This window comes from Pseudomonas sp. FW300-N2A2, assembly GCF_017351735.1.
Classification (GTDB): Bacteria; Pseudomonadota; Gammaproteobacteria; order Pseudomonadales; family Pseudomonadaceae; genus Aquipseudomonas; species Aquipseudomonas migulae.
Window position 1 is genome coordinate 332,170 of sequence record NZ_JACNDU010000002.1, and the last position, 17,370, is coordinate 349,539.

Annotated in this window: 16 protein-coding genes; 8 read left to right on the forward strand and 8 right to left on the reverse strand. The window is 59.9% G+C overall.

The features are described 5' to 3' along the window. Positions 1-4 precede the first annotated feature (4 nt). Together pncB and J4E42_RS05015 are read right to left on the reverse strand one after the other, a co-directional pair. Complete coding sequence (gene pncB, locus J4E42_RS05010) at positions 5-1,231, reverse strand: nicotinate phosphoribosyltransferase (RefSeq protein ID WP_207284733.1); 1,227 nt, start codon at positions 1,229-1,231, stop codon at positions 5-7. Positions 1,232-1,448: 217 nt separating this feature from the next. Then, complete coding sequence (locus J4E42_RS05015) at positions 1,449-2,354, reverse strand: LysR family transcriptional regulator (protein WP_008043152.1); 906 nt, start codon at positions 2,352-2,354, stop codon at positions 1,449-1,451. Between the two features lie 174 nt (positions 2,355-2,528). Here J4E42_RS05015 and J4E42_RS05020 point away from each other — a divergent pair, with 174 nt between their 5' ends. The 8 genes from J4E42_RS05020 (at position 2,529) to J4E42_RS05055 (ending at position 12,497) form a co-directional block, all read left to right on the forward strand. Continuing rightward, entirely contained in the window at positions 2,529-4,019 is a 1,491-nt protein-coding gene (locus J4E42_RS05020; protein WP_008043154.1) for an aldehyde dehydrogenase family protein, read from the forward strand. Positions 4,020-4,151: 132 nt separating this feature from the next. Then, a complete protein-coding gene (locus J4E42_RS05025) occupies positions 4,152-5,435 on the forward strand; it encodes an FAD-binding oxidoreductase (protein WP_207284734.1) in 1,284 nt (427 codons plus the stop codon). Positions 5,436-5,800: 365 nt separating this feature from the next. Further along, a complete protein-coding gene (locus tag J4E42_RS05030; protein WP_008035383.1) occupies positions 5,801-6,934 on the forward strand; it encodes a branched-chain amino acid ABC transporter substrate-binding protein in 1,134 nt (377 codons plus the stop codon). A gap of 171 nt (positions 6,935-7,105) precedes the next feature. Next, positions 7,106-8,020 carry an ABC transporter permease subunit gene (locus J4E42_RS05035; RefSeq protein ID WP_008035385.1) on the forward strand — a complete coding sequence of 305 codons (915 nt, stop codon included), beginning with the start codon at positions 7,106-7,108 and terminating at the stop codon, positions 8,018-8,020. A 3-nt stretch (positions 8,021-8,023) separates the two neighbouring features. Continuing rightward, on the forward strand, positions 8,024-9,307 hold the full coding sequence (gene livM / locus J4E42_RS05040; protein WP_008035387.1) for a high-affinity branched-chain amino acid ABC transporter permease LivM: 1,284 nt from the start codon (positions 8,024-8,026) through the stop codon (positions 9,305-9,307). Further along, a complete protein-coding gene (locus tag J4E42_RS05045) occupies positions 9,304-10,179 on the forward strand; it encodes an ABC transporter ATP-binding protein (RefSeq protein ID WP_008035389.1) in 876 nt (291 codons plus the stop codon). Before livM ends, J4E42_RS05045 begins: the two co-directional genes overlap by 4 nt. Beyond that, positions 10,176-10,892 (forward strand): ABC transporter ATP-binding protein, encoded by a 717-nt coding sequence (locus tag J4E42_RS05050; RefSeq protein WP_008035391.1) that lies wholly within the window; start codon positions 10,176-10,178, stop codon positions 10,890-10,892. The genes J4E42_RS05045 and J4E42_RS05050 overlap by 4 nt, the downstream gene beginning before the upstream one ends. Positions 10,893-11,732: 840 nt before the next feature. After that, positions 11,733-12,497: an SDR family oxidoreductase gene (locus J4E42_RS05055; protein WP_207284735.1), complete on the forward strand. Its 765-nt coding sequence runs from the start codon at positions 11,733-11,735 to the stop codon at positions 12,495-12,497. 87 nt (positions 12,498-12,584) lie between these two features. Here the strand turns inward: J4E42_RS05055 and J4E42_RS05060 are convergent, their stop codons facing one another. The 6 genes from J4E42_RS05060 to J4E42_RS05085 form a co-directional block, all read right to left on the reverse strand. Further along, positions 12,585-13,712: an AGE family epimerase/isomerase gene (locus tag J4E42_RS05060; RefSeq protein ID WP_207284736.1), complete on the reverse strand. Its 1,128-nt coding sequence runs from the start codon at positions 13,710-13,712 to the stop codon at positions 12,585-12,587. A 130-nt stretch (positions 13,713-13,842) separates the two neighbouring features. Then, on the reverse strand, positions 13,843-14,415 hold the full coding sequence (locus J4E42_RS05065) for a HupE/UreJ family protein (protein ID WP_207284737.1): 573 nt from the start codon (positions 14,413-14,415) through the stop codon (positions 13,843-13,845). Between the two features lie 34 nt (positions 14,416-14,449). Further along, positions 14,450-15,064: an urease accessory protein UreG gene (ureG, locus tag J4E42_RS05070; protein ID WP_008035409.1), complete on the reverse strand. Its 615-nt coding sequence runs from the start codon at positions 15,062-15,064 to the stop codon at positions 14,450-14,452. A gap of 23 nt (positions 15,065-15,087) precedes the next feature. Then, on the reverse strand, positions 15,088-15,762 hold the full coding sequence (locus J4E42_RS05075) for an urease accessory protein UreF (RefSeq protein WP_207284738.1): 675 nt from the start codon (positions 15,760-15,762) through the stop codon (positions 15,088-15,090). Next, positions 15,759-16,259 (reverse strand): urease accessory protein UreE, encoded by a 501-nt coding sequence (ureE, locus tag J4E42_RS05080; protein ID WP_207284739.1) that lies wholly within the window; start codon positions 16,257-16,259, stop codon positions 15,759-15,761. Before ureE ends, J4E42_RS05075 begins: the two co-directional genes overlap by 4 nt. A 371-nt stretch (positions 16,260-16,630) precedes the next feature. Continuing rightward, positions 16,631-17,263: a TetR family transcriptional regulator gene (locus J4E42_RS05085; RefSeq protein ID WP_008035416.1), complete on the reverse strand. Its 633-nt coding sequence runs from the start codon at positions 17,261-17,263 to the stop codon at positions 16,631-16,633. Positions 17,264-17,370 lie beyond the last annotated feature (107 nt).

Below are 17,370 nucleotides of genomic sequence, written 5' to 3' on the forward strand. Positions count from 1 at the left end.
GAATTCACTCCTTGCTTGGTGTGCTGGAAAGGGCGGCAGGAACTTTGAAAACGTGTCGCAAATAGGCAACGAAATTCGGGTCTTTACAGTGAGTCTTGCCAGGCTCGTCGGAGATCTTTGCCACCGGCTGGCCGTTGCAGGCCGCCATTTTAAGCACGATGCTCATCGGTTCGACACCCGGAATATCGCACGTCAGGTTGGTACCGATGCCGAAGCTGACATTGATCCGACCGCGCAATGCGCGAAATATTTCCAGCGCCTTGGGCAGCGTCAGGCTGTCGGAGAACGTCAGCGTCTTGCTCATCGGGTCGATACCCAGCTTTTGATAGTGGGCGATCGCCTTTTCCGCCCAGATCACCGGATCACCGGAGTCATGTCGCAGACCGTCAAAGAGCTTGGCGAAAAACAAGTCGAAGTCGTTGAGGAAGGCATCCATGGTGATGCAGTCCGTCAAGGCGATCCCCAGCAGGCCGCGGTACTCGCGGACCCAGCAATCGAGGGCGGCGGCCTGGCTGTCGATCAGCCGCGGGCCCAGTTGCTGGTGGGCCATGATCCACTCGTGGGCCATGGTGCCCAGCGGTTTCATGTCCAGCTCTCGCGAAAGGTGCACGTTGCTGGTGCCGACGAAGCGCCCGGGGAAATCGTGCTTGAGCACGTTCACCACTTCTTCCTGCACACGGTAAGAGAAGCGACGGCGAGTACCGAAATCGGCTACTTGCAATTCGGACAATTCGTCACTCTCGGCATTCGCGGTCAGCCAGTCGAACTTGCGATAGAGCTGCTCACGCGCCTGCACCAGCACGATCTCCTGGTAGCGATAGCGGTTGCGCACTTCGCTGACGATGGACAGCAGCGGCACTTCGAACAGGATCACATGCAGCCACGGTCCGCGCAGGCGGATGAACAGTTCGCCGTTTTCGATGCCGGTGTGGACGTAGCGCAGATTGAAGCGGAACAACCCGAGAAAACGCAGGAAATCCGGCTTCATGAAGCTGATGCGCTCCATGAAGCTCAACTGGTCGGCGCTCAGGCTCAGCTCGGCCAGGCGCTCGATCTGAAAGCGGATTTCCGCCAGGTACGGGCGCAAATCCTCACTGTTACGGCAACGAAACTCCCATTCGACTTCTACGTTCGGGTAGTTGTGCAGCACCGCCTGCATCATCGTCAGTTTGTAGAAGTCGGTGTCGAGCAGGTTCTGCACGATGCGATCGGCAAACACACTCTCGCTCATAACGGGGTTCTCCAGGCTGGCCGCGGCCCGTGGCGGCGACGTTGCAGCTGTTTCAATGATGGGGGCTAGTGGCGCATATCAGCGCGGGGTATTGCCAGTGTTTTTTTTGTGAGGGTTGTGCCGCTGCCGATGGCCTCTTCGCCGGCAAGCCCGGCTCCTACAGGACCTTTGTCTGGCCCGAAACCTGTAGGAGCACGGCTTGCCGGCGAAGGCGTCCTCAAGGCATTACAGGGCTGTCGATCTGCTCCAGCATCCACTTCACAAAATCCCGCACCTTCGGCACTTCCGCCGAATGCTCCGGGTACGCCAGGTAATAGGCGTCGGAACTGGGCATTGCATGCTGCCAGGGAATGACCAGTTTGCCGTCGGCCAATTCCTCTTCCACCAGAAACCGCGGCAACAACGCCACGCCGCAGCCGACCTGTGCGGCGCGAATGCACATATAAAAGGTCTCAAAGCGCGGGCCGTGATAGCTGTGTTCGGTGTGGTAACCCTGGCTGTCGAACCAGTCGTGCCAGGCCTGCGGCCGGGAGGCGTTTTGCAGCAGGACCAGGTCGGTGAGTTGCGTCGGATCGGTGAACGGCGTGGCCGGCAGGCTACTCGGTGCACACACCGGAACAAGTTCTTCGCCGAACAGCTTCAGGCATTCGGTGCGGGGCCGTGAGCCCTGGCCGAAATAGAACGCCAGATCGCTGCGACCTTGCAGCAGGTCATCGGCTTCCTGCTCGCTGCACAGGTCCAGATGAATCGACGGATGGCGCAGTCGCCAGCCCTTCAAACGGGGGACCAGCCAGCGGGCGCCGAACGTCGGCGGGGTCGAGACGCGCAGGACTTCGGTCTCACCGCCGTAGGAACGCAGGTAATGGGTCGACATCTCGACTTGCGTGAGGATTTTTCGTACCTCAACCAGATACAAATCACCGGCCGGGGTCATTTGCAGGCGTCGGCGTACTCGACGAAACAACAGGTGCTGCAACAATTCTTCGAGTTGCGCGACCTGTTTGCTGACGGCGCTCTGGGTCAGGTTCAGCTCTTCGGCGGCCCGCGTGAAGCTCAAATGCCGGGTCACGGCCTCGAAACACTGCAGTGCAGTGATCGACGGCAGGTAGCGTTTATTCAGCATGGGTTGTCCTTTTTTCTTGTTTCTTGCTGACCAGCAATTCGCAGCATGAATAAACGGAATGATATCTCTCTTAAAGGTCGTTTGTTGGGTAACCTCCGGCGAGCTAAAACTACAGGTCTGATCAGCCGTGATATTCCGGCTGCACGTTTTCTGTTTTAGCTCGAGGAGTGACCCATGGTTGCCGCATTGCTTGATCGTCTTGGTGTGAACCCGGCCCTGTACCAGAACGGCAAAGTGCCGGTGCATTCGCCGATCGATGGCAGCAAGATCGCCTCTGTGAACTGGGAAGGCGCCGCTGAAGTCGAGCAGCACATCAGTCGCGCAGATCATGCGTTCGAATTGTGGCGCAAGGTCCCGGCCCCGCGCCGTGGCGAATTGGTGCGTCAACTGGGCGACATCCTGCGCGAATACAAGGCCGACCTCGGCGAGCTGGTGTCCTGGGAGGCGGGCAAGATCACTCAGGAAGGCCTGGGTGAAGTTCAGGAGATGATCGACATCTGCGACTTCGCCGTCGGTCTGTCCCGTCAACTGTACGGCTTGACCATCGCCTCCGAGCGTCCAGGCCACCACATGCGCGAAACCTGGCACCCGCTGGGCGTCGTGGGCGTGATCAGCGCGTTCAACTTCCCGGTCGCGGTCTGGGCCTGGAACACCACGCTGGCGCTGGTCTGCGGCAACCCGGTGATCTGGAAACCGTCGGAGAAAACCCCGTTGACCGCACTGGCCTGCCAGGCGCTGTTCGACCGCGTACTGAAAAACTTCAGCGATGCACCTGCGCACCTGAGCCAGGTGATCATTGGCGGTCGCGATGCTGGCGAAGCACTGGTCGATGACCCGCGTGTCGCGCTGATCAGCGCCACCGGCAGCACCCGCATGGGCCGCGAAGTGGCACCGAAAATTGCTGCACGTTTCGCCCGCAGCATTCTCGAACTGGGTGGCAACAACGCCATGATCCTCGGCCCAAGCGCAGACCTGGACATGGCCGTTCGCGCCATCCTGTTCAGCGCCGTCGGCACTGCCGGTCAGCGTTGCACCACCTTGCGTCGCCTGATCGCTCACGAATCGGTGAAAGAAGAAATCGTCACCCGCCTGAAAGCCGCGTACTCGAAAGTGCGTATCGGCAACCCGCTGGAAGGCAACCTGATCGGCCCGCTGATCGACAAGCACAGCTTCGACAACATGCAGGATGCGCTGGAACAGGCCCTGAGCGAGGGCGGCCGGGTCTTCGGCGGCAAGCGTCAGCTGGAAGACAAATACCCGAACGCTTACTACGTCTCGCCGGCCATTGTTGAAATGCCGGAGCAGAGCGACGTGGTCTGCCACGAAACCTTCGCGCCGATTCTTTATGTGATCGGCTACAAAGACTTCGACGAAGCCCTGCGTTTGAACAACGCCGTGCCACAAGGCCTGTCTTCGTGCATCTTCACCACAGACGTGCGTGAAGCCGAGCAATTCATGTCGGCGGTGGGCAGCGACTGCGGCATCGCCAACGTCAACATCGGCCCGAGCGGCGCGGAAATCGGCGGCGCGTTTGGTGGCGAGAAAGAAACCGGCGGTGGTCGTGAGTCGGGCTCCGATGCCTGGCGCGGGTACATGCGCCGCCAGACCAACACCGTGAACTACTCGCTGGAGTTGCCGTTGGCGCAGGGCATTACGTTCGACTGATGGGCCCCTTCGCGGGCAAGCCTCGCTCCTACACAGGATCACTCAACACCTGTAGGAGCGAGCGGGCGGCGATCCGACTTGCCCGCGAAGCTTTTGCTTTGTTGTTTGTTAGGTTTCTGTTGGAGTCTGGCAATGCCGTTACGCGAAGAGTGTCTGTGGGAAAAACTGACGCCGCAAAGGCCCGACAATGCTGCGCTCAAGGGCGAAGTAACGGTCGATGTCTGCGTCATCGGTGCCGGGTTCACCGGTCTGTCGGCGGCGGTGCATCTGCTGGAACAAGGCAAGACGGTGTGTGTGCTGGAAGCTCATCGTGCCGGTCATGGCGGTTCTGGACGCAACGTCGGGCTGGTCAACGCCGGCATGTGGATTCCACCGGACGAGATCGAAGCCGGGTTCGGCGAAGCGGTGGGCAGTCAGCTCAATCGCATGCTGGGTGCCGCACCGTCCCTGGTGTTCAGCCTGGTCGACAAATACAACATCGATTGCCAGTTACGCCGCGAAGGCACGTTGCACATGGCGCACAACGCCCGTGGCGAAGCGGATTTGCGCAGTCGTGAAGAACAATGGAAACGTCGCGGCGCCCCGGTGGAACTGCTGACCGGTCAAGCCTGCGAACAAGCAACCGGCACCAAAAAGATCGCCGCTGCGTTGCTCGACAAGCGTGCCGGCACGATCAACCCGATGGCTTACACCACGGGGCTGGCCAAGGCGGCCATCGGCCTTGGTGGTCGGCTGTTCGATCATTCTCCCGTGACCAGGCTCGAACGTCAGGGCCAGCGCTGGTCGGTGCAAACGGCGCAGGGTTCGGTGCTTGCCGAGCAAGTCGTGATTGCATCCAACGCTTACACCGAAGGTGACTGGACGGAATTGCGGCGCAATTTCTTCCCCGGTTATTACTATCAAGTGGCCTCGGTGCCGCTGACTGACGACGCCGCGCAGCAAATTCTCCCGGGTGGCCAGGGCTCGTGGGACACCCGGCAGGTGCTCAGCAGTATTCGTCGCGACAAAGACGGTCGCCTGTTGCTCGGCAGTCTGGGTAATGGCAATCAGAAGCCGACCTGGTTCCTCAAGGCTTGGGCCGACCGGGTTCAGCAGCACTATTTTTCGTACCTCAAACAGGTGGAATGGGAGTGCACCTGGACCGGTTGCATCGCATTTACTCCCGATCATTTGATGCGCCTGTTCGAACCGGCGCCCGGTTTAGTGGCAGTCACCGGTTACAACGGTCGGGGCGTGACCACGGGTACGGTGGTCGGCAAAGCCTTTGCCGATTATTTGTGTAACGGAAATCCTCAGGCGCTGCCGATTCCCTTCGCACCCATGCAGCCACTGGCGGGGGTGGGTTTGCGCAGTTGTCTATACGAGGCGGGTTTTTCGCTGTATCACGCAGGCCAGTGCTTGCGGATCGTTATCTGATTGTTGAAATTTGTTGCTGGAAGCGGCGCTTTTCGGCGCAGCGGCTAGCCTGTAAAAGGTGCGGGTTGTAGCAGTACCGCACCAGCAGTGTGCACTTCGGTGACGCACGTTGTTACAGGCTGGTTGCACGTCGTTTGGCGCCGCGGTTGCAATGATGGCGCGTGCGGGTTGCGCCTTAAAAAATAAATGGTTTCACCTTCCGCGGTTTAGACGGTTGCACGCCCAATGAAAATGGGCTCGAAACAGTCGAAATAACAATAAAGCAGCGACTTTTTTCAGAATAAAAAACCGATGGCACGGCCCTTGCTCTGAGCATTCAGTGAAGTCGCAGTGCCAACTAAAAAAAAACCTTGGAGCACCACCTCATGTCCCAGACGTTTTACAAGAAAGGCTTTCTGGCCCTCGCAGTGGCAGCTGCGCTGGGTGTTTCTGCGTTTGCACAGGCTGACGTAAAAATCGGTGTTGCGGGTCCTATGACAGGCGCCAACGCAGCATTTGGCGAGCAGTACATGAAGGGTGCACAGGCAGCAGCCGACGCAATCAACGCGTCGGGCGGCGTCAACGGGGAAAAAATCGTACTGGTCAAGGGCGATGACGCCTGCGAACCGAAACAGGCTGTGACGGTCGCCAAGGACCTGACCAACCAGAAAGTGGCAGGCGTGGTTGGTCACTTCTGCTCCTCGTCGACCATCCCGGCCTCCGAGATCTACGACGAAGCAGGCATCATCGCAATCACTCCGGGTTCCACCAACCCACAGGTGACCGAGCGTGGCCTGAGCGCCATGTTCCGTATGTGCGGTCGTGACGACCAGCAGGGCATCGTTGCCGGCGACTACATCGTCGACGTGCTCAAGGGCAAGAAAGTCGTGGTTCTGCACGACAAAGACACCTACGGCCAAGGTCTGGCCGACGCCACCAAGGCTCAACTGGCCAAGCGCGGCGTAACGCCGGTTCTGTACGAAGGCCTGACTCGCGGCGAGAAAGACTTCAGCGCCGTGGTAACCAAGATCCGCGCAGCCGGTGCCGATGTCGTCTATTTCGGCGGCCTGCACCCGGAAGCTGGTCCACTGGTTCGCCAACTGCGTGAACAAGGCCTCAAGGACGTCAAATTCATGTCCGATGACGGCATCGTTACTGACGAACTCGTGACCACCGCCGGTGGCCCGCAGAACGTTGATGGCGTGTACATGACCTTCGGTGCCGACCCACGCCTGCTGCCAGACAGCAAAACCGTGGTAGACACCTTCCGCAAAGCCGGCACCGAGCCAGAAGGCTACACCCTGTACGCCTACGCTTCGGTTCAGACCCTGGCGGCTGCTTTCAACGGCGCCAAGTCCAACAGCGGCGAAAAAGCGGCTGAGTGGCTGAAGAAAAACCCGGTTAAAACCGTGATGGGCGAGAAGACCTGGGACGCCAAGGGCGACCTGAAAGTCTCCGACTACGTGGTTTATCAGTGGGACAAGGATGGCAAATACCACCAACTGGAAAAACAGAAGTGATATGAGCTGTTGATCTGCCCGGCGCCTTGAGCGCCGGGCAATCGAAGAACATGTCCGTGCAGTACCTGTCTTTTCTCGTAGAGCTGCACACAACCGTGTTGCGCGGGTGGCTGAACCCCGGTCCGTCGCACCTCGCTTCTGTGCAGTCTCTCAAATGCGTGAGATTGCGTTATGGATGGTATTTTCCTGCAGCAACTGGTCAACGGCCTGACCCTCGGGTCGGTCTATGGCCTGATCGCCATCGGCTACACAATGGTCTATGGCATCATCGGCATGATCAACTTCGCCCACGGCGAGGTTTACATGATTTCCGCTTACCTCGCGGCAATCAGTCTGGCTCTGCTGGCATACTTCGGTATTGAATCCTTCCCTCTGCTGATGCTTGGCACACTGGTCTTCACCATCATCGTCACAGCGGTATATGGCTGGGTCATCGAGCGTGTCGCCTACAAACCCCTGCGTAACTCCACCCGACTGGCACCGCTGATCAGCGCCATCGGTATTTCGCTGATCCTGCAAAACTATGCACAGATCGCACAGGGCGCCCGTCAACAAGGCGTACCGACCCTGCTGACCGGTGCATGGCGAGTGGAAGTCGGAAGCGGCTTCGTTCAGCTCACCTACACCAAGATCTTCATCCTGGTTGCCGCATTCGCCGGCATGGCCCTGCTGACCTACGTCATCAAGTACACCAAGCTCGGCCGCATGTGCCGCGCCACCCAGCAAGACCGCAAGATGGCCTCCATCCTTGGGATCAACACCGACCGCGTCATTTCCTACGTGTTCATCATCGGTGCGGCAATGGCGGCCCTGGCCGGCGTGCTGATCACCATGAACTACGGCACGTTCGACTTCTACGCAGGCTTCGTCATCGGCATCAAGGCGTTCACCGCAGCGGTACTCGGCGGGATCGGCTCGCTGCCTGGCGCGATGCTCGGCGGGATCATCCTCGGGATTTCCGAGTCGCTGTTCTCAGGTCTGGTCAACTCGGACTACAAAGACGTTTTCAGCTTCTCGCTGCTCGTTCTCGTTCTGGTCTTTCGGCCCCAAGGCCTGCTCGGCCGTCCTCTTGTGTCGAAGGTGTAAGCGATGTCTTCAACCACTAAAAAAACCATTGATCTCAAAAGAAGCCTGGTTGACGCGATTCTTGCCGGTCTTGTTGCCCTCATCGTGTTCGGCCCGATTGTCGGCATAGTCCTCGACGGCTATGGCTTCAATCTGGAAACGACCCGAGTGGCGTGGATTGTCGCCATTGTCATGGCCGGCCGCTTTGCCTTGAGCCTGTTCCTGCAAACGCCGAAAGGCCTGAGAATTCTCGAAGGCTTTGAAACCACCGGTTCGGGGGTTCATGTACTGGCACCCGATTACAAATCCCGGCTGCGCTGGATCATCCCGCTGATGATCGTCATCGCCGTGGTGTTCCCGTTTTTCTCCAACTCCTACCTGCTGGGCGTGGTCATCCTCGGGTTGATCTACGTGCTGCTCGGGCTTGGTCTGAACATCGTGGTTGGCCTGGCCGGTCTGCTCGACCTCGGTTATGTGGCGTTCTACGCCATCGGCGCCTATGGGTTGGCACTCGGTTATCAATACCTGGGGCTGGGTTTCTGGACGGTGCTGCCACTGGCGGCGATCACGGCGGGGCTGGCCGGTTGCATCCTCGGTTTCCCGGTGTTGCGCCTGCACGGTGACTACCTGGCGATCGTGACCCTGGGCTTCGGTGAAATCATCCGCTTGATCCTCAATAACTGGCTGACCCTGACTGGTGGCCCGAACGGTATGCCGGCGCCCCTGCCAACCTTCTTCGGCCTCGAGTTCGGCAAAAGGGCGAAGGACGGTGGCGTTCCGTTCCACGAGTTTTTCGGCATCGCCTATAACCCTGACGTGAAGTACTACTTCATCTACGCGGTATTGTTCCTGGTCGTGCTGGCCGTGCTGTACATCAAGCACCGTTTGACTCGCATGCCGGTTGGTCGCGCCTGGGAAGCCTTGCGTGAAGATGAAATCGCCTGCCGTTCCATGGGTTTGAACCACGTGCTGGTCAAGCTTTCGGCGTTCACCATCGGTGCTTCGACGGCTGGCCTCGCTGGCGTGTTCTTCGCCACTTACCAGGGCTTCGTCAACCCGACCTCGTTCACCTTCTTTGAATCGGCCCTGATCCTCGCCATCGTGGTACTCGGCGGCATGGGCTCGACCATCGGCGTGGTTATCGCAGCCTTCGTGCTGACGGTGGCCCCGGAACTGCTGCGTGGCTTCGCGGAATACCGCGTGCTGCTGTTCGGCATCCTGATGGTGTTGATGATGATCTGGCGACCGCGCGGCCTGATTCGGATCAGCCGTACCGGTGTGACCCCGCGTAAAGGAGTAGCGCCATGAGCGAAGTCGTACTCTCGGTCGAGAAGCTGATGATGCACTTCGGCGGCATCAAGGCGTTGAACGATGTCAGCCTGAAGGTCAAGCGCAACTCGATCTTCGCCCTGATCGGCCCCAACGGCGCCGGCAAGACCACCGTGTTCAACTGCCTGACCGGGTTCTACAAGGCCTCGGGCGGCAAGATCGAACTCAACGTGCGCGGCGAGCGCACCGATGTCATCAAAATGCTCGGTGAACCGTTCAAGGCGACTGATTTTGTATCGCCGAAAAGCTTCATCAGCCGGCTCCATTACAAGATGTTCGGCGGCACTCACCTGGTGAACCGTGCCGGCCTGGCGCGGACCTTCCAGAACATTCGCCTGTTCAAGGAAATGTCGGTGCTGGAAAACCTGCTGGTGGCCCAACACATGTGGGTCAACCGCAGCATGCTCGCGGGCATCCTCAACACCAAGGGCTATCGCAAGGCTGAAAGCGATGCGCTGGACCACGCCTTCTACTGGCTGGAAGTGGTGGACCTGGTGGATTGCGCCAACCGTCTGGCCGGTGAGTTGTCCTACGGCCAGCAGCGTCGTCTGGAGATTGCGCGGGCCATGTGCACCCGGCCGCAGATCATCTGCCTCGACGAACCGGCCGCCGGCCTCAACCCTCAGGAAACCGAAGCGCTGAGCGCGATGATCCGGCTGCTGCGCGACGAGCACGATCTGACCGTGGTGCTGATCGAACACGACATGGGCATGGTTATGAGCATTTCCGACCACATCGTGGTGCTGGACCACGGCGTCGTCATCGCCGAGGGTGGCCCCGAGGCGATTCGCAACGATCCGAAAGTGATTGCAGCCTACCTGGGTGCCGATGAAGAGGAGGTGGTGCTATGAGCAAACCGATCCTCGAACTCAAAGACCTGGACGTGTTTTACGGCCCGATCCAGGCCCTGAAAAAAGTCTCGATGCACATCAACGAAGGGGAGACCGTCAGCCTCATCGGTTCCAACGGTGCGGGCAAGTCGACCCTGCTGATGTCGATCTTCGGCCAGCCGCGCGCGGCAGACGGGCAGATCATCTATCAGGGCGTGGACATCACCCATAAGTCGTCGCACTACATTGCGTCCAACGGCATTGCGCAATCACCGGAAGGCCGGCGCGTGTTCCCCGACATGACCGTCGAGGAAAACCTGCAGATGGGCACCATCCCGATTGGTGACAAGTACGCCAAGGAAGACATGCAACGCATGTTCGAGCTGTTTCCGCGTCTCGAAGAGCGGCGGACCCAGCGGGCCATGACCATGTCCGGCGGCGAACAGCAAATGCTCGCCATCGCCCGTGCGTTGATGAGCCGGCCGAAACTGCTATTGCTCGATGAGCCGAGCCTGGGGCTCGCGCCGATTGTGGTGAAACAGATCTTTGCCACCCTGCGGGAACTGGCCAAGACCGGCATGACCATCTTTCTGGTCGAGCAGAACGCCAACCACGCCCTGCGGTTGTCGGATCGGGCATACGTGATGGTCAACGGCGAGATCCGCCTCAGTGGCACCGGCAAGGAGTTGCTGGTGAACGAAGAGGTGCGTAACGCTTATCTCGGCGGGCATTGAGTCCTGTTGAAACACCTAAAGCCCCGACGAGCAATCGTCGGGGCTTTTTTACGCCTCCAATACACCGCAAATCCCTTGTGGGAGCGAGACCGGCTTGCCGGCGATAGCGCAGTGTCAGTCGACATGCTTTTCACAGACCCACCGCAATCGCCGGCAAGCCGGTCTCGCTCCCACAGGGACCGCGGTGAATTGTGGAAAACAAATTTGCCAAGCTCTCAAAGCGCGACATAAAGCCGCTGCAAATAGTTGTTTTGTCACGGTTTTGACTTGTCCCCGTTTGCTGTGGAACTGGCTGTGAATAACGTGGGAGTAGCTGGCTGAGAGCCTTTTAAATCGTGGCTTGTAGCGATGTGGTTGTTTTTTGATCAGGCGTTTTTGCCGGGCTTGAGGTCCGCGTTGTCAACCTTTTTATTGATTGCGAAAGAGGCCTGAAACACACGATGGCAGCCTGTGGATAAGTCTGTGGTTAAACTCTGGAAAGACTCGGCTAAGGGCCGTAGTTACTGGCTTGGCGCCATCGTTGGCAAACCCGGTCAATCGTGCAAAACGCCTTGGGCTACACAGCCCGCACTTCAGGGTCAAGCGAAAAACTTTATGATCTGCCCGCAAAGCCTTGTGCACAGCGGCTTCCAGCTTTTTCACTTGCCCCCGGAAACTGTGGACCGGCCTGTGGATAACGTGCGCGTACATAGCTACAGGCCACGGTGTATATGGCGTTGCTCGCGTTGGTTGTTTTTCGTACAGATTTTCTGATAGTTGCCGCTGTCGGCAAGGCCGGGCATGCTGCCAGCTGATTTTCTAATCCAATGGCGGCCCGTCGGCCGAAGCAAGGAGAACACGATGTCCAACACCCTGTTTATTACCGGCGCGACTTCCGGTTTTGGCGAAGCCTGTGCCCGTCGTTTTGCCGAGGCTGGCTGGAAACTGGTGCTGACAGGTCGTCGTGAAGAGCGCCTCAATGCCTTGTGCGCCGAGTTGTCGAAGCAGACCGAGGTCCATGCCCTGATGCTCGACGTGCGTGATCGCAAGGCCATGGAGGAGGCGATCGCCAACCTGCCACCATCCTTCGCCAAGCTGCGCGGGTTGATCAACAACGCTGGCCTGGCGCTCGGCGTGGATCCGGCGCCGAAGTGCGATCTTGATGATTGGGACACCATGGTCGACACCAACATCAAGGGCCTGATGTACAGCACTCGCCTGCTGTTGCCGCGTTTGATCGCCCATGGCCGTGGCGCCGGCATCATCAACCTCGGCTCCATTGCCGGCAACTACCCGTATCCGGGCAGCCACGTGTATGGCGCGAGCAAGGCGTTCGTCAAACAGTTCTCCCTGAACCTGCGCTGCGACCTGCAAGGCACGGGCGTTCGCGTCAGCAACATCGAGCCGGGCCTGTGTGAGAGTGAGTTCTCGCTGGTGCGCTTTGCCGGTGACCAGGAGCGTTACAACGCGACCTACGCCGGTGCCGAGGCGATCCAGCCGCAAGACATCGCCGAGACCATTTTCTGGGTGCTCAATGCGCCGGCGCACATCAACATCAACAGCCTCGAGTTGATGCCGGTGAGCCAGACGTGGGCCGGGTTTGCGATTGAGCGTAACAAGGGGTAAGACCGCGTAACGGCCAATCGCCGGCAAGCCGGCTCCTACAGGTTCACCTTTGTAGGAGCCGGCTTGCCGGCGATAGCGATCTGTCAGTCAACGAAGATAGTCAGCCAACCCGCGATAGCAGGTCGCCAAATGATAAGGCGTGGTAGACGGCATATCCTGCCGGCTCACTTCACCGTTCTCGTCACGACACTCATACCAGCCGCGCGCATGCAGAGAACGCTGTTGCAGCGCCTGCAATTGGTGCAGTACCGATGCCCCGCTGCCCGGGCGCAGCGTCAACGCACGCAGGTATTCAGCCTGAGCCCAGATGCGTTGGGTGGCATCTTTCGAATGCCCGTCGAGCGTGAGCATCGCGCGCACGGCGCCACTCGATTGATCGACGCCCAGTTGCTCGGTGAACGCAAAGGCGCGCTCCACAGAGGCGTGCAGTTTTGAACCGCGCAACAACGGCGAAGATTCCAGCAGGAAATACCATTCGAACTGGTGTCCCGGTTCAAACCAGTTATCCACAGACCCCAGCGGCTTTTCCATCAGCACACTGTGTTGCGGATCGATAAAGCGTTGTTGCATGGCTGTGCATAACTCGACGAGCGCACGCTGCACGGCGAGGTCTTCACGCACTGAAAGCGTGGCAAGAAACGCTTCGGCGAGGTGCATCAGCGGGTTTTGCAGCGGTCCGGTATTCAGCAACGACCAATCACGCTCAAGGCAGGCTTCGTACAAGCCATCGCCCGAACTGAAGCGCTGATCAAGCACTTCCAGCACCGCGTTGAGCACCGACTCCACCAGCGGTTCGCGAACCTTGTCCCAGTAATGGGCGCAGGCGAAGAGGATGAAGGCGTGGGTGTAGAGATCTTTGCGCTGATCCAGCGGCGCGCCCTGCGGGTCGATGCTGTAGAACCAGCCACCGTGTTCGGCATCGTGGAAATGTTGCTGCAACGAGCGGAACAACGCAGCCGCACGCTCTTTCGCGCCCGGCACCTGGCCGATCAGGCTGGAAAACAGATACAACTGCCGCGCGCAGGCCATGGCCCGGTAGCGTTGCGGTGGCAAGGGATGATGCTCGGCATCCAGTGCTTCGTAGGGCAGCGCCAGTTCGGCATTCCAGCCGGGGCCTTGCCAGAGGGGCACGATCACGTCCTGGAAATGCTGTTGCACCGCGGCAAACAGAGCGGTCAATTCAGGCTGGGAAGCGGAGCGGGGAGCATGAGGCATTGGCTGGCGTCGTCACGGCAGGGTCGAATGCGCGACATGTTATCAGGCCTGAGAGATGTGGTGTCTGTCAGGCCGCCTTCGCGGGCAAGCCTCGCTCCTACAGGAAGAGGCTATTACCGGCAAAACCAAATCAACCCGCCAACAACCACACACCGGTCGCTGCCGAAGCCGCTCCCGCCAGACGAACCAGCGGTGCCGCTGCTTGCGGCAACACGCGAACCAGCGCATAACCCGCCGCATGCAACGCCGCCGTTGCCGCCACAAACCCTGCGGCGTAGGTCCAAGGGCTCGACATGTCCGGCAATTCCAGCCCATGCGCCACGCCATGGAACAACGCAAACAACGCCGTCGCACCCACTGCCATGCTCAGTGGCGGACGTACCGCCAGCGCCACCGCCAGCCCCAGCGCCAGTACCGACGCCGCAATCCCGCTTTCCAGCGCTGGCAGGTTCAGCCCTTCAAAACCGAGCAGGCCGCCGATCAGCATGGTGCCAACGAACGTGCACGGCAGCGCCCAGCGTGCAGCGCCTTTCTGCTGTGCCGCCCACAGCCCGACGGCAACCATCGCCAGCAAGTGATCGAGGCCGCCGATCGGGTGGCTGATGCCGGCGATCAAGCCATTGTCGCCGTGACCGGGGTGGGCGAAGGCGATGGCCGGAGTCAGCAGCAGGGCCATGGCGCCCAGGATGCGTTTAAGTGTCATGGATAAGCTTCCTTGTTGATAAGTTTGATCGTAATCAGGCTGCGGTCAGCAGGCCCTGGCGCTCGATGAAGGCGATGATTTCTTCCAGGCCCAGCCCGGTTTTCTGGTTGCTGAAGACAAACGGTTTGCCGTTGCGCATGCGCTTCGTGTCGCTGTCCATCATCGAAAGCGACGCGCCTACCAGCGGTGCGAGGTCGACTTTGTTGATCACCAGCAGGTCGGATTTGCAGATCCCCGGCCCACCCTTGCGCGGCAGCTTGTCGCCCGCCGAGACGTCGATTACGTAAATCGTCAGGTCGGACAATTCCGGGCTGAACGTGGCCGAAAGGTTGTCGCCTCCGGACTCCACCAGAATCAGATCCAGCCCCGGAAAGCGTCGGTTCAGTTGATCCACGGCTTCGAGGTTGATCGAGGCGTCTTCGCGGATCGCCGTGTGCGGGCAGCCGCCGGTTTCCACGCCGATGATCCGTTCCGGCGCCAGGGCCTGGTTGCGCACCAGAAAATCGGCGTCTTCGCGGGTGTAGATGTCGTTGGTCACGACCGCCAGGTTGTAGCGCTCGCGCAACGCCAGGCACAGGGCCAGCGTCAGGGCGGTTTTGCCGGAACCGACCGGGCCGCCGATGCCGACGCGCAGAGGTTGTGTGTTCATGTGATTCTCCAAAATAACAGGCCCTAGGAACGGAACAGACGGCTGTACTGGCGCTCATGGGCCATGCACGCCAGGGACAGGCCGAAAGCGGCGCTGCCATAGTGGTCGGGGTTGATTCGGGTGGCGTCCTGCTGGGCTTGTTGCAGCAGCGGCAGCAGTTCACTGGTCAGGCGTTGCGCGGCTTGCTGGCCCAGCGGCAGGGTTTTCATCAGCACCGCCAACTGGTTTTCCAGCCAGCTCCAGAGCCACGCGGCCAGCGCGTCTTGCGGGCTGATGTGCCAGGCGCGTGCAGCCAGCGCCCAGCCGAGGGCCAGGTGCGGTTCGGAGCGTTGTTCGAGAAAGGCGCGGGCCGGTACGTCGAGTTCCGGCAAACCGTTGAGCAGTTGCTGTAAGGAGTAGCCCATTTGTCGGCTCTCCTGATGCAACTCGCGGGTTTCCCGGCTGGCGCGGTGTTCTTCGCAGCGTTGCAGCAGTTCGGCCCAGTTTTCTGCGGCGGCGGCCACGCAATGGGCGAGCAGCAGCGGCGCCTCGAAGCGTGCCAGGTTCAGCAGCAATTGATCGCTGATCCAGCGACGGGCGCTGTCTGAATCATTCACCCGGCCGTTATCCACCGCCATTTCCAGACCTTGGGAATAGCTGTAGCCGCCAATCGGCAACTGCGGACTGGCCAGGCGCAACAGCGCCCAGGCCGGGTTCATTGGCGCACGCCGAACTGATGCAGTTTCGGCGGGTAGTTGAAGTCTTCGTCGCCATGCCGCGAGTGGTGATGGCCACCGCCATAGGCGCCGTGTTCCGGCTGGAACGGCGCTTCGATGTTTTCGACCTTGGCTTCAAGTTGTTCGAGCATGGCCTTGAGCACGTAGTCGTCGAGCAGGCGCAACCAGCCATCACCGACTTGCAGGGCGACGTGGCGATTGCCCAGGTGATAGGCCGCGCGGGTCAGTTCGAATGCATTGGCGCAGGTGACGTGCAGCAGTTGTTCGGGGCGGGCGCAGACGCGGACGATGCGACCGTCTTCAGCCTGTAGGCATTCGCCATCAGTGAGGGGCGACTGACCGCGCTCCAAAAACAACCCGACGTCTTCACCCTCGGCACTGAAACAGCGCAAACGGCTTTTGCTCCGGGCTTCGAAGGTCAGGTGCAACTCGGCGGCCCAGACGGGTTGAGGCTCGATTCTGCGATGAATCACCAGCATCGGAAAGCTTCCAGCTATGGACAATAGTCAGGCTAGAGCAAGGGGCTTGCCAATCGGCGCAAGTGTAGGAAATGCCTGTCGGCGCATGGATGGCGTTTCAGTTTGTTGCGGCAATTTGGTGCGGGGCTGGGAACGGCGCACCAAATGACGGCGCAGGGTGTGCTCCAGATTGTTCGCGATCCCGCATTCACCACCCAACCTTGTAGGAGCCGGCTTGCCGGCGATAGCGGTCGGCCAGACGACATCTTTATTGGCTGAAGGGCGCCATCGCTGGCAAGCCAGCTCCTACAAGGGAGGTGGTGGTTCAGATGCACCGTGTTGTCTGAATCGCCAGCAAGCCGGCTCCTACAGGGGATCGGCGTGCAGGAGGGTTATTCCGTGCTGCCCAGGCCTTGCCAGTGCTTGAGGCCGATGAAGATAAAGCGCAGCTGCTGTGTGATTTTCGCCTGCGGTGTCAAATGCGCGGGCAACGCCTCGGCCGGCGGATCAATGATTTCCGGCAGGGTCGCAAACACGCTTTTGACGATGAGATCGGCCATGACACTCAGGCCGGCGATGTCCAGGTGTTGCAGCTTTGGCATCAGCGACAAATCGGCCGCAAGGTCCGAGCTGATGTCTTCGCGCAAGCGACCGATGGCCAGGCGCACCGGTAGCGAACCGCCGTACTGCTCGCGGGCCAGAAACAGGAATTGCGAACGATTGGCCGACACCACGTCGAGAAAAATCCGCACAGAGGCATCGATGATGCCGCCCATGACGAACTCGTTGTGACGCACCAGGCGGATGGTTTCGCGGAAGGTTTGTCCGACTTCGCTCACCAGCACCAGGCCCAGTTCATCCATGTCGGCGAAATGCCGGTAGAAACCGGTGGGGACGATGCCCGCGGTTTTCGCCACTTCGCGCAGGCTCAGGCTGCCGAATCCTCGGCCGCACTCCATCAAATGGCGGGCAGCGTCCATCAAGGCGTTGCGGGTTTGTTGTTTCTGTTCGGCGCGGGGCAGCATCGCAAGGGTGTTTTCTGGACAAGACAGCGGCGCACTCTAGCAAATCGGCTTTGCCGGCGTCGAACGACTATCGGGAGTGATGCGAGGGAATGCGTGGCTTCTATAAA

Coding starts and splice junctions, on each gene's coding strand:
- pncB (WP_207284733.1), bottom strand. CDS start 1,231: ATGAGCGAGAGTGTGTTTGCCGATCGCATCGTGCAGAACCTGCTCGAC.
- J4E42_RS05015 (WP_008043152.1), bottom strand. CDS start 2,354: ATGCTGAATAAACGCTACCTGCCGTCGATCACTGCACTGCAGTGTTTC.
- J4E42_RS05020 (WP_008043154.1), top strand. CDS start 2,529: ATGGTTGCCGCATTGCTTGATCGTCTTGGTGTGAACCCGGCCCTGTAC.
- J4E42_RS05025 (WP_207284734.1), top strand. CDS start 4,152: ATGCCGTTACGCGAAGAGTGTCTGTGGGAAAAACTGACGCCGCAAAGG.
- J4E42_RS05030 (WP_008035383.1), top strand. CDS start 5,801: ATGTCCCAGACGTTTTACAAGAAAGGCTTTCTGGCCCTCGCAGTGGCA.
- J4E42_RS05035 (WP_008035385.1), top strand. CDS start 7,106: ATGGATGGTATTTTCCTGCAGCAACTGGTCAACGGCCTGACCCTCGGG.
- livM (WP_008035387.1), top strand. CDS start 8,024: ATGTCTTCAACCACTAAAAAAACCATTGATCTCAAAAGAAGCCTGGTT.
- J4E42_RS05045 (WP_008035389.1), top strand. CDS start 9,304: ATGAGCGAAGTCGTACTCTCGGTCGAGAAGCTGATGATGCACTTCGGC.
- J4E42_RS05050 (WP_008035391.1), top strand. CDS start 10,176: ATGAGCAAACCGATCCTCGAACTCAAAGACCTGGACGTGTTTTACGGC.
- J4E42_RS05055 (WP_207284735.1), top strand. CDS start 11,733: ATGTCCAACACCCTGTTTATTACCGGCGCGACTTCCGGTTTTGGCGAA.
- J4E42_RS05060 (WP_207284736.1), bottom strand. CDS start 13,712: ATGCCTCATGCTCCCCGCTCCGCTTCCCAGCCTGAATTGACCGCTCTG.
- J4E42_RS05065 (WP_207284737.1), bottom strand. CDS start 14,415: ATGACACTTAAACGCATCCTGGGCGCCATGGCCCTGCTGCTGACTCCG.
- ureG (WP_008035409.1), bottom strand. CDS start 15,064: ATGAACACACAACCTCTGCGCGTCGGCATCGGCGGCCCGGTCGGTTCC.
- J4E42_RS05075 (WP_207284738.1), bottom strand. CDS start 15,762: ATGAACCCGGCCTGGGCGCTGTTGCGCCTGGCCAGTCCGCAGTTGCCG.
- ureE (WP_207284739.1), bottom strand. CDS start 16,259: ATGCTGGTGATTCATCGCAGAATCGAGCCTCAACCCGTCTGGGCCGCC.
- J4E42_RS05085 (WP_008035416.1), bottom strand. CDS start 17,263: ATGCTGCCCCGCGCCGAACAGAAACAACAAACCCGCAACGCCTTGATG.